At 72.0% G+C, this 13,729-nt stretch carries 13 protein-coding genes and 1 pseudogene; 3 read left to right on the top strand and 11 right to left on the bottom strand.

The window, feature by feature from the left end:
• The first annotated feature begins 59 nt into the window (after positions 1–59).
• On the top strand, positions 60–911 hold the full coding sequence (locus ACE7GA_RS17465) for a phytanoyl-CoA dioxygenase family protein (protein ID WP_376089164.1): 852 nt from the start codon (positions 60–62) through the stop codon (positions 909–911).
• Positions 912–1,201: 290 nt separating this feature from the next.
• Here ACE7GA_RS17465 and ACE7GA_RS17460 read toward each other — a convergent pair.
• The 11 genes and pseudogenes from ACE7GA_RS17460 to ACE7GA_RS17410 all read right to left on the bottom strand — a co-directional run bounded on the left by ACE7GA_RS17460 (position 1,202) and on the right by ACE7GA_RS17410 (position 11,684).
• A pseudogene (locus tag ACE7GA_RS17460) lies at positions 1,202–2,534 on the bottom strand (LLM class flavin-dependent oxidoreductase).
• Between the two features lie 428 nt (positions 2,535–2,962).
• Positions 2,963–3,736 (bottom strand): tetratricopeptide repeat protein, encoded by a 774-nt coding sequence (locus ACE7GA_RS17455; protein WP_376089161.1) that lies wholly within the window; start codon positions 3,734–3,736, stop codon positions 2,963–2,965.
• Positions 3,733–4,674: a type II secretion system F family protein gene (locus ACE7GA_RS17450; protein WP_376089158.1), complete on the bottom strand. Its 942-nt coding sequence runs from the start codon at positions 4,672–4,674 to the stop codon at positions 3,733–3,735. The genes ACE7GA_RS17455 and ACE7GA_RS17450 overlap by 4 nt, the downstream gene beginning before the upstream one ends.
• On the bottom strand, positions 4,674–5,630 hold the full coding sequence (locus tag ACE7GA_RS17445) for a type II secretion system F family protein (RefSeq protein ID WP_376089155.1): 957 nt from the start codon (positions 5,628–5,630) through the stop codon (positions 4,674–4,676). The genes ACE7GA_RS17450 and ACE7GA_RS17445 overlap by 1 nt, the downstream gene beginning before the upstream one ends.
• Positions 5,631–5,633: 3 nt before the next feature.
• Positions 5,634–6,962 (bottom strand): CpaF family protein, encoded by a 1,329-nt coding sequence (locus tag ACE7GA_RS17440; protein WP_376089152.1) that lies wholly within the window; start codon positions 6,960–6,962, stop codon positions 5,634–5,636.
• A gap of 23 nt (positions 6,963–6,985) precedes the next feature.
• The gene (locus ACE7GA_RS17435; RefSeq protein WP_376089149.1) at positions 6,986–7,783 is read right to left on the bottom strand and encodes a CpaE family protein; all 798 of its coding nucleotides are present in this window, start codon (positions 7,781–7,783) and stop codon (positions 6,986–6,988) included.
• 422 nt (positions 7,784–8,205) lie between these two features.
• Positions 8,206–8,487, bottom strand: a complete 282-nt coding sequence (locus tag ACE7GA_RS17430; protein WP_376089146.1) for a hypothetical protein — start codon at positions 8,485–8,487, stop codon at positions 8,206–8,208.
• A 4-nt stretch (positions 8,488–8,491) separates the two neighbouring features.
• Positions 8,492–10,036 (bottom strand): type II and III secretion system protein family protein, encoded by a 1,545-nt coding sequence (locus tag ACE7GA_RS17425; RefSeq protein WP_376089143.1) that lies wholly within the window; start codon positions 10,034–10,036, stop codon positions 8,492–8,494.
• Positions 10,033–10,896, bottom strand: coding sequence for a Flp pilus assembly protein CpaB (cpaB, locus tag ACE7GA_RS17420; protein ID WP_376089140.1), 864 nt, complete (start codon positions 10,894–10,896; stop codon positions 10,033–10,035). Before cpaB ends, ACE7GA_RS17425 begins: the two co-directional genes overlap by 4 nt.
• A 3-nt stretch (positions 10,897–10,899) precedes the next feature.
• On the bottom strand, positions 10,900–11,391 hold the full coding sequence (locus tag ACE7GA_RS17415) for a prepilin peptidase (protein WP_376089137.1): 492 nt from the start codon (positions 11,389–11,391) through the stop codon (positions 10,900–10,902).
• A gap of 104 nt (positions 11,392–11,495) precedes the next feature.
• Positions 11,496–11,684, bottom strand: a complete 189-nt coding sequence (locus ACE7GA_RS17410) for a Flp family type IVb pilin (RefSeq protein ID WP_376089134.1) — start codon at positions 11,682–11,684, stop codon at positions 11,496–11,498.
• Positions 11,685–11,975: 291 nt separating this feature from the next.
• Between ACE7GA_RS17410 and ACE7GA_RS17405 the strand changes: the two genes are divergently transcribed.
• Together ACE7GA_RS17405 and ACE7GA_RS17400 are read left to right on the top strand one after the other, a co-directional pair.
• Positions 11,976–13,307 (top strand): pilus assembly protein TadG-related protein, encoded by a 1,332-nt coding sequence (locus ACE7GA_RS17405; protein ID WP_376089131.1) that lies wholly within the window; start codon positions 11,976–11,978, stop codon positions 13,305–13,307.
• A gap of 4 nt (positions 13,308–13,311) precedes the next feature.
• Entirely contained in the window at positions 13,312–13,716 is a 405-nt protein-coding gene (locus tag ACE7GA_RS17400; RefSeq protein WP_376089128.1) for a TadE/TadG family type IV pilus assembly protein, read from the top strand.
• The last annotated feature ends 13 nt before the right edge of the window (positions 13,717–13,729 follow it).

Raw genomic sequence — 13,729 nt, 5'->3', positions numbered from 1 at the left:
GGGTGAAGGCTATCAGGTTTGAAAACGGCTTTCATTTGTGAAAACCGCTGGGGGATGCGATGGGCACGGCACTGACGGAGGCGGAGGTCTCCGCCTACCGGGAACGGGGCTACCTGAGCCCGCTGCGGGCGCTATCCGAGGGCGAGGTCGCGGGGGCGCGGGCCGCCATGGCGGCGACCGAGGCGCGGGTCGGCGAGCCGATCGCCGGGCGGCTGAACCAGAAGCCGCACCTGATCCTTCCGTGGGTGGCCGACCTGATCCGGCATCCGCGCGTGCTGGATGCGGTGGAGGACGTGCTGGGGCCCGACCTGTTCTGCTGGGGCGCGCAGTTCTTCGCCAAGCCCGCCGGCGATCCGGCCTTCGTATCGTGGCACCAGGACGGGACCTATTGGGGGCTGTCGTCGCAGGACGTGGTGACCGCCTGGATCGCCCTGACGCCGAGTGTGCCGGAGAGCGGGTGCATGCGCGTGGTGCCGGGGACGCACCTGTCGCAGGTACCGCATACCGACACCTTCGCGGAGACGAACATGCTCTCTCGCGGGCAGGAGATCGCGGTGGAGGTGCGGGATGCGGATGCCGTGGACGTCGTGCTGCAGCCCGGCGAGATGTCGCTGCACCACGTGCTGATCTTCCACGGCAGCGAGCGGAACCGGGCGGCGTGGCCGCGGGTGGGGTTCGCGGTGCGCTACGTGCCGACGCATGTGCGGCAGTTGAGCGGGGAGAAGGATTCCGCAACGCTCGTGCGCGGCACGGACCGGTACGGGCATTTCGAGCACGAGCGGGCGCCAAGGGAGGAGATGGGCGCGGCGGAGATGGCGCACCACGCGGAGGTTCTGGATCGGCAGTTGGCGATCCTCTATCGCGGGGCGGAGAAGGCGGGGAAGTTGGGGACGACACCAGGCTTCCGGTGATCGAGCAGGCTGGTGAGGGCGGATGCATGACACGCCGGTCCCGGGGGGCCGCGCATCGGGGAGCTATCGCGTCGTCTCGCCCGCTACGGCTGTCCGCCGGTCGATGCTGAGTTCGCGCGGCTGACTCACATCCGGCGGAACGGCGCATCGCTGGCGGGCTAATCACCGATAACCGGCGCATCGCCCTCACCGTCGCGGCGGGTCGGACGATCCCGTCGCGCCTCGACGAACGCTCCACCTCCGTGCAGCACTTCAGCGAGGCAATCCAGGCCTCGTGGGACAGCCGCGCCCTAAGCGCGCGCGTTCCGCGCCCGGGCGGCGGGGTGGGGCGGCGCAAGGCGGTCCTGCCCGAAGAGCTTCCGCCGCAGCGTCCCCGGCGCATAGCCCGCCTTGTAGCGCCTGCGCCGCTGAAGTTCGGGGACGAGGTGATCGACGATCCCGGCGAAGGTCTCCGGCATGACGACGGAGGAGAGGTTCAGCCCGTCCACGCCGGTCGCCGCGACCCAGGCCTCCACGCCGTCGGCGACTCGCGCCGCATCGCCGACGAGGACCGGGCCGATGCCGCCGAGGGTCGTGAAGTCCGCAACCTCCCGCACCGTCCAGCGGCGGGTGGGGTCGGCCCGCGTGATGGTGTCGAGGGCGGTGCGCATGGCATCGGTGTCGACATGTTCCACGGCGGCATCAGGGTCGAGCGCACCGAAGTCGAGCCCGGTCCAGCCGGACATGAGGGCGAGCGCGCCCTCCGTGCTGCCATGTCGCCGGTATTCGGCGTAGCGGTCCTCCGCCTCCGCCTGCGTCGGCGCGACGATGGCCGTCAGCGCCGAGAAGACGAGGAGATCGTCGGGCGCCCGCCCCGCGGCCACCGCGGCCTCGCGCAGTGCCCGGACCCGCGGGCCGATGACGGCCGGCGTCGGCCCGGACGAAGACGCATTCGGCGTGGCGGCCGGCGAAGGCCCGGCCGGCGCTGGATGTGCCGGCCTGGTAGAGCACGGGCGTGCGCTGCGGCGAGGGTTCGCAGAGGTGGATCGCGTCCACGTCGAAATGCGTGCCCTTGTGACGGATCCGGTGCACGCGCGCTGGGTCGGCGAAAATCCCGCGTCCGCGGTCGCGCAGGACGGCGTCGTCCTCCCAGCTCGCCTCCCAGAGTGCGTACACGACCGCCATGTACTCCTCGGCGAGGTCGTAGCGCGCGTCGTGCTCGCGCAGTCGCGGTGCCCCCATCGCGCGCGCCGCGCTGTCGAGGTAGCCGGTGACGATGTTCCAGCCGACGCGCCCCTCCGTCAGGTGATCGAGCGTCGAGAGGCGGCGCGCGAGGAGGTAGGGTGCTTCCCAGGACAGGTTCGTCGTGATGCCGAAGCCGAGGTCCCGCGTGACCGCGGCCATCGCGGGGACGAGCACCGCGGGGTCGTTGATCGGCACCTGCGTCGCGAGGCGGAGCGCGGTTTCCGGCCCGCCGCGGTGGACGTCGTAGAGGCCGAGCACGTCGGCGATGAAGATGCCGTCGAACAGCCCGCGCTCGCAGAGCCGCGCGAGATCTGTCCAGTAGCGGAGCGTCCGGTATTCCGGCGACCGGTCGCGCGGATGCGTCCAGAGGCCGGGCGAGACGTGCCCGACGGTGTTCATCGTGAAGGCGTTGAGGAGGATCTCTCGCCGGGATGTCGTGGGCTGGGTCACAAGCTGGCCAGGGATGGAGTGAAACGGCAGACGCGCGCGCGCGCGCCCTGTCCCGCCCGGTACCCGGCAGGTCGGCAGGCGCGCCCTGGCGGGTATGGGACGCGATGGGGGATAGGCCTCACGGGCCGCCCGGGCATCCGTGACCCGATGCGATCATGGGGACGCGCTTGGGCGAGACGCCGTGATTCGTCCGGGTCACCTTGCAATCGCCGCGCGTCGCGAACCGTCATCCCGCAACCTTGCCCTGTCCGTGTTGCGATGACGAGCGAGCCGATCCGAAGGACCGCTTCGAGGCCCGCCCGCAGGGAAGGCCGGACCGTCCGATGCGCACGCGATGAAGCCGTGCGCATGAGCCTTCCCTGGCGCCTTAGCGACGTTCAGGGGGCGGCGTCACCCGTGGCGAGGCCCCGGGCACCCAGTTCGCGGAGCAGGAGCTCGAGCTCGGCGCGCGTCGCCCCGTCTCCGAGCAGCTGCCGCTGCGCCTCCGTCTCCCCTGCCGCCGCGCGGGCCAGCAGGAGGTTCGTCGCGACCCGCGGCGGCGCGCCGGGTCGGCGGGACAGGGGCATGAGGATGGCCCGCGCCTCCTCGGCCCGGCCTGACAGCAGGAGGGACAGGCCGAGGTTGTTCGCGGGTGCGATGGCAGCCGGGGATGCGGCGAGCGCGGCGCGGTAGCTGTCCTGCGCCTCCGCGTGGCGGCCCAGCATGTCCAGGGCGACGCCCCGGCCGTCAAGCGCTCCGGCATGGCTCGGGGATGCCGCGAGGACTTGGTCGAACGGTGCGAGGGCGGCTTCCGGCGCCCCGGCGCGGAGACGCAGGCGTCCGAGCAGTTCCAACAGCGTGGCGTTGTCGGGAGCGCGGCGCCGCGCCCGGTCGAGCACGGCTTCCGCCTCGGCGAGGTTGCCTGCGCGCATGAGCGCGCGGGTGAAGCGTGCCTGCGCCTCCGGATTCGCCGGCTCAGCGCTGGCAGCCGCCGCGTAGAGCGACAGGGCGATATCGGACTGTCCCGTGGCCTCCGCGGCGGCGGCCACCCGCAGCCGGGAGGCCGCATCAGGGTCGCGCGGACCCTCGGCGGCGTCCTGCCGGGTGCCGCAGGCGGTCAGCAGGCCAACGCAAACCAGAACCGGAAGGGCCGGTCTTGCGAGCCGCCTCATCCACCGAAGGACCTCGACATATGCAGGACGCTAGGTCCGACCAACGCGATGAACAAGGCCGGCAGGATGAAAAGGATCAGCGGCATGATGAGGAGGGACGGCAGCCGGACCGCCTTCTCCTCCAGCTTCAGCATGCGCTCATCCCGCATCTCCGCCGCGAGGACGCGCAGCGCCTGGGCCAGGGGCGTCCCGTACCGCAGCGTCTGCGACAGGGTCGCGCCGAGGCGACGGAAGCCTTCGAGCCCCGTCCGCTGGCCGAAACGTTCCAGCGCGACGCGCCGGTCCGTTGCGATGCGCATCTCCTGAACCAGGACGTTCAGCTCCAGGGCGATGGCGCGGTTCGATCCCTCCATTTCCCGCGCGACGCGCTCCAGGCCGGACTCAAGGGCGAGCCCGGCTTCGGCCGCGACGACGAGAAGGTCGAGCGCGTCGGGCAGCCCGCGGCGCAGCCGTTCGGTAAAGGGGCGGCGCAGCCATCGGACGACGAGGTTCGGCGCGAAGACGGCCGCGACGACACCTCCGAAGACGGCAAGCCCCGTCTCGGTTCCCTCGAGCTCGAGCGGCCAGGAGGACAGGAAGCCGAGAAGCGGCAGCGTGACGACGAGAAGGACCTTCGCGCCGAGGAGGACCGGTACGGCCTGGCGCGCGTCCAGCCCGGCCGCTGCGACGGCGCGCTGGAACTCGGCGAGCTCCTTTTCCGAGACGAAGGTGCTGTCGCGAAGGGTCTCCCCGAGGCGGATGAGCGGACGGAGCAGGCCGAGCCGCCACGGCGTCCGCACGGTTTCCGGAAGGGCGTCGCCTGTGCGCGTCGCGCTCCGCAGCCGGGCCGCGAGGTCCCGCTCCTCGGCCAGCTTGGCCAGGAGGGCGGCCGCCCCCGTGGCGAGGCCCGTTGCCACCATCGCCGCCCCGATCGCGAGGGTCCAGTTCCCCGGCAGCATCAGTCGGAGCGCGCCTGCCGGATGAGGCGCCGGATGACGACCAGGCCGAAGCCCATGAGGCCAAGGCCGGCGAGGCCGAGCTGCTGCCCTGTCGGGTCATGCAGGAACGTATCGACGTAATAGGGCTGGAACATCGACATGGCCGCCCCCGCCACGAAGGGGAGCACGACGAGGAGGCCGGCCTGGACCTTGGCCTCTGCCGAGAGGGCTTTCACCCGCTTGCCCATCGCCACCCGCTTCCGGACCATTTCGGCGAGCGTGTCGAGCGTTTCCGAAAGCGAGCCGCCGGTCTGGGACTGCAGGCCGAGCGTCACGGCGAGGAAGGAGAACTCCGTCAGGCCGGTCCGCTCGTGCAGACGCATGATCGCGACGTCCACCGGGCGCCCGATCGCCATGTCGCCGACCACCCTGGCGAACTCCTCGCGAAGTGGCGAGGGCCCCTCCCGCCCGATGCCGCGCAAGGCTTCGGCGAGGGGCAGGCCGGCACGGATCGCGCGCACCATCAGCCCCAGGGCATCCGGGATCTGGATGAAGATCGCATCCTGGTACCGCCGGATCTGCCAGCCGAAGAGCCCTCGGGCGATCATTACGCAGGAACAGCAGCCGAACAGCGGCGCGAGGAGCGGATCGGCCCAGGTCGCCGCACGGGTGCCGGAAACGAGGCCGCCGGCCGCGGCGATGAGGGCCACCACCGGCCAGGGAATGACGTGCGCCTGCGGCAGGTCCGGGACGAAGCGGATCAGCTGAAACAGGCGCGTCTGCCATCCGGCCCGGCGCGCCTCCGCCACCCGGATGCTCGGCAGGGCTGCCCGGCCCGGCGCGACCGGCCCGCCGCGAACGGCGAGGACGCGGTCGCGGAGCTTGCGGGCGCGCCGTACCTCCACGAGGGCGACGATGCTCGTCACGACGCCGAGGAGGCAGATGCCGGCCAGCAGGAGGAGCTGCGGGTGCCGCACCGGTCAGGCGTCCCGCACCGCGCGCATCCATGCCTCGCCGAGGCCGAAATACTCAAGCCGCTCGAAGAAGCCGGGCCGCATGGCCGGGCTGACCCAGCGGCCCTGGATGCGGCCGTTCGGTCCCTCCCCTTCCATCTCGAAGGTGAAGACCTCGTTCATCGTGATGACCTCGCCCTCGAGGCCGCAGACCTCCGAGATCTGGGTGACGCGGCGGCCGCCATCGCGCATCCGCTGCACCTGGACGATCAGGTCCACCGCGCTCGCGATCTGGGTGCGGATGGCGCGGCTCGGCAGGCTGGTCTGGCCCATCTGGACCATGTTCTCGATGCGGATGAGCGCGTCCCGCGTCGTGTTGGCGTGGACGGTGCAGTAGGACCCGTCATGGCCGGTGTTCATTGCCTGCAGCATGTCGAAGGCCTCCGCACCGCGGACCTCACCCACGATGATGCGGTCCGGCCGCATGCGCAGGGCGTTCTTCACGAGGTCGCGCTGGTTGATCTCGCCCCTTCCTTCGAGGTTCGGCGGGCGCGTCTCCAGCCGAACGACGTGCGGCTGCTGCAGCTGAAGCTCCGCCGCGTCCTCGATCGTGACGATCCGCTCGCCCGCGTCGATCATGCGGGACAGCGCATTCATCATCGTCGTCTTGCCCGATCCCGTGCCGCCGGAGATCACGATGTTCAGCCGGCAGCGGGCCGCGATCTCGAGAACCCGCGCGGCGGCGGGAGACATGCTCCCGCCCGCCGCAAGCTCCTGCAGGTCGGCCTTCCGCTTCGCGAACTTGCGAATGGAAATGGAGGCGCCGTCGATCGCAAGCGGCGGGAAGACCACGTTGACGCGGCTGCCGTCCGGCAGGCGGCAGTCCACGAGGGGGCTCGACTCATCCACGCGGCGCCCGACGACGGCCGCCATCTTCTGGGCCACCGCGTTGAGCTGGGCGGCGCTGCGGAATCGCACCTCCGTCAGGTGAACCCTGCCGCGGACCTCGACGAAGACGCGGTCGGGACCGTTGACCATGATGTCGCTGATGGAATCGTCGGCCAGCAGTGGTTCGAGCGGTCCGAACCCGACCATGTCGTGGGCGAGTTCCTCGGCGATCTGTTCCTCCTCCCTCGCGGAGATCTCGACCCGTTCGCGGTCCGCCACCTCGTGGACCAACTCCGCGAGTTGCGCGCGCAGCGCCGCGCCGCCGAGGTCGCCGGCGACCACAGGGTCCACGCGCTCGATGACGCGATGGCGGAGCCGCTCCACCGCGTCGGCCGAGGGACCGGCCCGGAGCGCGGCAACAGGTGTCGGCGCCTCGGGACGCGCGGTGACGCCCGCTTCGGCTTCCACGGAGCGTCGGCCAAAGGTCCGCATCACGGCTTGCGACCGAGGAGCCGCCCGAGGAGGGATCGACCCGCGGCCGGACGGGATGCCCCGGCCCGTTCGAGCAGCGGCACGAGCGAGCGCCGGAGTGCCGCGCTGTCCCGCACCGCAGGTCGGCCGAGATGCGCGGCCCGGGGCAGGTGGCGGGGCAGGTCGGGAATGACGAAGTCCGGCGCGCTTCCGAGCCCCTCCTCCAGCAGCCTGGGCTTGATGCCGCCAGGCAGGCCGACGCGATTGAGTACGGTCGCGACGTCCCCGCTCCCGATGGTCGCGAGGGCGCGACGCAGGGAGAGGGTGTCGCGCACGCTGACGAGGTCCGGGCCGAGCACGACCAGCCGCTGCTGCGCAGCCTCCAGCACGATCCGCTCCGCGAGGCCCGGCGGGTGCGGCACATCGACCACGACGTAGTTGAAGCGCGCCGTCAGCATCGAAAGGATGCGCTTGACGCCGAGCTCGGTGGGCCGCGGATCGGCGTCCATCGGCTCCTCCGCACCGACGAGGGTGACGCGATCGGTGACGGACACGGACGAGCGCTCGAGGAAAAGCGCGTCCACCCGTTGCGGGTCCTCCAGCGCCACGCGGAGCCCGCTGCCGCACCGGACGCCGAGCATCACGCCGGCCGTGCCGCCGCGGAGGTGCAGGTCGAGGATGCCGACATGCGCGCGGCCGGCCTCGGCCAGCTGCAGTGCGAGGTTGATGGCGACCGTCGTCGTGCCGACGCCCCCCGCGCACCGGTGACGGCGATGACTCGTCCCCCCGCGCCTCGCCGGCAGACTTCGCGTCGCCAATCACGTGCGGCGCGAGGAAGCGCGCGACCGCGTCCTGCCGCAGCGGCTTGTAGAGGTATTCCGTCACCCCGGCCTCGTGGATGAGGCGGCGATAGAGCCCGAGGTCGAGCGACTCGCCGATGACGAGGACCCGGACATCCGGCGTGCAGACGCGTGCCAGGGAGTCGAGGGCGGCCAGCGGGTCGCCGATGCCCGCGATGTCAACGAGCAGGATCCTCGGCGTCGCCTCGTGCTCCAGCGCGCGCGCCGCGTCCCGTGCATTGCCGCGGCGCAGTTCCATTCCCGCGCCGAGGTCGAGCAGCCCGCCGCGGAGGGCCACCTCGCTCTCATCGTCCTGGACGAAGGCGAGGAAGGCGGCCCGCGGACCACCCGGGGGCGCCGCGACCCGTGTCACACCGGCCTCGGCCTCGATCAGCCGGGGATCAACGTGCATCGGGCGCCCCCGGCGGCGGCGTGGCCGTGTTGCCGCCGCGACCGGAGACTGCCGGCAGCGGTCGCAGCCGGTCCTGGTTCAGGCGCGTCACCGCGGCGGCGCCCGTGGTCCCGTTGCCGCCCGGCAGGACGGCCCCGTGCTGAAGGTCACCCGGGTTCGCCAGCATGGCCCGCAGGTTCACGTCGTTGATCCCGGTGGCCTGCCATGTCCCCGGGCGCGAAAAGTCGTCCGTGCAGGCGCCGAGCAGCGGCAGGAGCAGGAGCCAGCGCATGGCGTCAGTCCAGGATGAAGCCGGCATCGAGGCGCGCCCGGATCGGCTGCGCCGCGACGCCGCGCGCCACCTGCCGTCGGTTCAGGATCCGGTCGAGGTCCGAAGCGGGGCGAAGCCCGTCCGTCGGGGCCGCGAGTTCGCGCGGGTTGTCGGCGGGGCGCACGAGGTAGGGCGTGATGATGATGACCAGTTCGGTCTCGTCGCGCCGGAAGCGATCGGACCGGAACAGCGCGCCGAGGACCGGGAGGTCGGCGAGGCCGTTGACGCCGTTGTTCGTGCCCTGCGTGTTGCGTTGCAGCAGGCCGGCGATGGCGAAGCTCTGGCCGCTGCCGAGTTCGACGCTCGTCTCGGCCCGGCGGACCCGCAAGGCGGGGATGCGGACCACCCCGGAGCCGAGGGGGACGGAGATCGAGCCGTTGTCCGACAATTCGCTTACCTCCGGGCGGACCCGGAGGTTCAGCCGCTCGGGCCCCATCACCGTCGGGACGAAGGCGAGCGACACGCCGAACTGCTTGAACTCGATGGTAATGGAATTGCTGCTGTTGTTCGCGGCGACGGGAACGGGGAACTCGCCGCCGGCGAGGAAGCTCGCCACCTCGCCGGACTGCGCCGTGAGGTTCGGCTCCGCGAGGATGCTGATGAGCTGATCGGAGGCGAGCGCGTCGATCACGCCGTTGATGTCGAAGCGCGATGACCGGAGTGCGCCGGCGATGACGCCGCCCGCGGTCTGCCCCGAAAGCCCCTGCGTCAGCGCGGTCGCCGCGCTTGAGACGCCCGCGGTCTGCAGCCCCAGCACGAAGCTGCTGCCATCCGAGGCGAGGGCGCGCCAGTTGAAGCCGAGTTCCCGCGACACGGTTCGCGAGACCTCCGCGACCCGAACGCGCAGGTTGACCTGGATGGAAGAGAGGAGGCCAAGGTTGTTGATGACGCTTCCCTCGCCCGCCGCGGCCCGGGCGATCGCCTCGGCGCGCTGCGCATCCGCCGCACTCGGGACGTTGCCGGACAGGACGAAGCCGTTGCGGCCCGCAGCGGCAACGGTGACGCCCTCGGCGCCCCGCACCATGCGGCGGATCATGCTCTCCACGGCGGCGGCGGAGGGCGGCGCGGCCGGCGGGGTCGCGGGGGACGCGGCACCCGCATTGCTCGCGGCCGCCGCGAGGGCGCTCGGCGAGACCGTCACGTCGTACTGCGCGACCGGGGTCCCGTCCTCGGCGGTCGCCACCACCGTCGTGCGTCCCGCGGCGACGGCCATGAGGAAGAGGCTTGTCGGGGAGGCCGGCTGCACCCGCGCCACGCGCGGGTCGGCCGCCAGGACCGTGAGGGCGGGGCGGGGCAGGTTGACGAGGCGGCCCGTGCCCGCCTCCAGCGCCACCGGCGCCGGGATCACCGCGACCTGGGGGGCTGACGCCGGGACGGCTACGCGCTGCAGCTCGGGGAAGGGCGCGCGCGGCCCGGCTGGAACCGGCGGCAGGGCGGGCTGCGCGAGGGCCGCGCCGAGCGGCAGCACGGCGCTGGCCAAGGCGAGCGCCTGGCCAAGTCGAGCGTTCATCGGAACACCACCTCCCTGTTCTCCTCACCCTGGATGACGCGCATCCGGGCACCCTGCGACACGCTGGAATTGGCGAGGGCCTGGGACACGTCCGCACCGAAGACCGGCCCCGCCGCGACCGCATCCGGCGCCTGCGCCGCGACCAGGACCTCCATGGACCGCACCGTGATCGAGAGGCGCCCGAGGCGGCTGGCCACCGCCACCCGCTCCGCCTGCTCGGCCGTGACCTCCAGGGTGACGGTCCGCGCGATGCGGTTGACCGCGTCCGTGCCTGTCGCGCCCTGTGTGAAGGACTGGTCCACGGCAATCACGCGGGCGTCGGCGAGCACGGTCTCGCCCACCACGCGGCGGGACAGCGGCGCGTCGGAGGCGTTCAACTCCTGCGTCAGGATCACGTCGACCTGGTCGCCCGGCCAGATGAGTCCGGCCGTCCCGGTGACTGCGTCCACGCCGATCGAGATCGCGCGCCGGTCGGCCCGCAGCACGGCCGCGAGAAAACCGCGGTCGCGCGGGCGCAGCACGTCGCCCCTCGTTAGCGATGCGCCGGGATCGACGTAGCGCCGGAGGAGTGCGCCGCGCAGGTCGGCGCGACCGTCCTCGAGGACCGCGTCGAGGGGCACGAGGTCGGGTGAAACCTCGCGGACGACGAGGTCCTCGTCCTTCAGGAGGGTCCCTACCGGGAGCGCCCGTGCGGCGACGAGGACGCGGCGGCGTGCGGGGGGCGGCGCGGCCGGCGGCTCGGCGGCGGCGACCGGCTCGGCACGGCGCGGCTCGTTCGCGGCGAAAAGTTGAAGCCCGACCGCGCCGATGCCGATGGCGCTGGCGAGGAGCGAGAGCAGGATGAGGATACGAAGGTACATGGCTCAGCCCTTCGTCAGGATGGCGAGCGCCCCGCCGGCCGCGATCGCGAGCGCGTACGGAAGAGGTCCGCCGCGCCGCATGCGGCGGGCCTCGATCCCTGCGACGCGGCCGAGCAGGCCACCAGCTGGTGCGGGGACCGCGACACGTTCGCGCAGCGCGAGGTAGGCCAGCCCGATCAGGCCGCCCGAGATGGCAGTTGCGAGGAGGAAGTCCCAGACGACTTCGATCGGCAGTGCGGCGGTGACGGCGGCCGCCAGCTTCACGTCACCGCCGCCAAGCGCGCCGCGAACGCACAGCACGGCAAGGGCAGCGAAGATGGCGAGCGATGCGGACGCCGAGAGCAGGGCCTGCTCCCAGCCCCGCGGGGTCTGCAGGAGGACGGCGCAGCAGAGGATGGCAACGCTGATCCAGTCGGGGATCAGGCGCGTCGCGACGTCGCGCCACGCAGCGTAGGAGAGCAGCAGCAGGACCAGGCCTTCCGGTGCGTCGACCAAGGAACTCCTCCGCTGCGGGGGGGGCGACGAGGGCCGGCGACGTGCCGGCCCTGCATCGGCGATCGGGGCCCGCGGCCGGGTAGCCGGGCAATGGGCCGTGGCAGTCAGCCGGCGGTGCCGGTCAGGGTCAGCGCGTTGATTGCGCCCTCCAGCTTCGGCTTCAGCACGGCAGCAAGGCCGCCGACGGCGACGACGATGCCGGCCGCCAGAACGGCGTACTCGGCGGCCGTGACACCGCGACGGTCGTGGACCGCGGCGCCGACGATGGTCTTGATCTGCTTCAGGAGTACCATTGTCCGATCTTCCCCAAGGACGTGGACACATGGAGCGGCTGCCGCGTCACGATTGATGCCCGGGCTGATCACGCTGCGTTGCATCGCCCTTACCCCGTCGCGTGATCGCCGCTCCGTCGCCTGCTTCGAGCAGTGCGACGCTTTTTGATTAGGCCCATCGCGTCGCGAACGCATGCCGAGTTTCGTGCTGGACTGTCCGCACGTCCTGACGATCAGCCAGACATTCCCTGACATTTTGCCCACTACAATGGCGTGCCGTTTTCTCCGTAGTGGTTCCGCAAGGACCATGTCGTGAGCCGCGCCATCCGCCCCGGACCCGCACCGACGCGCCCCGCCCTGCCGGCGCGCCCGGCGGCCCTGCGGTTCGGCCGCCGGGGCAGTACCTCTGCCGCGGTGGCCGTCGCCCTCACGGTTCTCGTCGGCTCGACTGCCCTCGCGGTCGACGCGGTCCGCTGGTACCTCGCCCGGCGCAACGCCACGACGGCGGCCGACCTCGCGGCGCTTGCCGGATCCGCGGCGTGGGAAGCAGGACGCGACCCCGTCGCCAGCGGCGCCTCCGTGGCCGCGCGGAACGGCTTCGCCCAGGGTGGTGGCACGAGCGTCGTCGTGAATGCACCGCCCCGGTCGGGCACCTACGCGTCCGTCGCGGGGGCGGTGGAAGTCCTGGTCTCGCAGCCCCAGGCGAAGTCGCTTGCGGCCGTCATCATGGCAGGCGCGCCGACGATCCGGAGCCGCGCCGTCGCCACCGCGACGACGGATGAGGAGGTGTGCCTCCTTGCCCTCGGCGGGGGCCTCGAGCTCGGCGGCAACAGCACGGTCAACGCGCGGCGTTGCGCCCTGGCGAGCAACGCGGCCGCGCCGGGCGGGATCAGCGTGGTCGGTAGCGCCCGGGTGCGCGCGGCGATGCTGACGACGACCGGGACCTGCTCTGGCTGCGCGAGCGGCGATGTCTGGACCGACGACACGCGGACGCAGCGGCCGACAACGATCGGCAGCCGTCCCGTTCCGATCACCGATCCCTTCGCGTCGCTCCGTTCCTGGACGCCGTCGCCGCCGTCGGGCTGCGCCAACCTGAGCTTCCAAAGCCGGCGTCTCACGCTCTCTCCCGGTCAGTCCATCTGCTCGTCGCTGACGGTCGGCCCGAACGAGACCCTCACGCTGCAACCCGGCATCTACTACCTGCGGAACGCGGACCTGACTGTGCAGGGGCGGATCGACGGCAATGGCGTGACGATGGTCCTGACCGGCGACCCCGACCGCGTTGGCACGATCCGGATCAACGCGCAGAGCACCGGGACGCTCAGGGGCCCGGCCAGTTCGCTCATCCCCGGCCATCCCGAGGCGGCCGGCCTCGTCCTGTACCGGGACGCGCGCGCCACGAACAACGGGCCGCAGAAGGAGGTTCAGTTGAACGGTGGCTCGACGATGGACATCATCGGCGGCGTGTACCTCCCGACCTCCGACGTCGTCGTGAACGGGAACAGTGCGATGGGATCGACCTGCTTCGCCATCATCGGCTACCGGCTCTCGCTCTCCGGGTCCTCCGACACGATGGTGGACGTCTCGGGATGCGCGGGGTTCACGCCGTACCCCCGCATCCGCACGGTCCGACTGGTGGAGTAGGCCGATGCGTTTCTCGGACCAACGCGGCGTTGGTGCGATGGAGTTCGCCGTCGTAGCGCCCGTGCTACTGATTCTCATGGCGGCGGCGCACGACGTGGCGACGGCTGCCGCGGCCTCGATGCGGCTCGAAGCGGCTGTCCGGATCGGCGCGCAGCGGGCACTGGCGGGCCCTGGCGACACCGACGCCATCCGCGATGCCATCGTCACGGCGGCGCCCGGCCTCTCGACGGCGCAGGTCTCCACGCCCGCCCTGGCCTGCGAATGCGCGGGCGCCGGCGCCACTTGCGGGGCGGCCTGCCCGTCGGGTGAGCGACGCTTCCTCACGCTCAGCGCGCGGCAGACCCTCTCGCCGCTGCTGTTCCGCCGCTTTGGCGAAGCCTCCGGCAATGCTGTCGTCCAGGTCCGCTGACCCGAGGCGCAGC

The organism is Roseomonas sp. CCTCC AB2023176 (assembly GCF_042259275.1).
Classification (GTDB): Bacteria; Pseudomonadota; Alphaproteobacteria; order Acetobacterales; family Acetobacteraceae; genus Roseomonas.
Note: the sequence above shows the minus strand (reverse complement) of the source record. Positions and strands in the feature narration are given on the sequence as shown.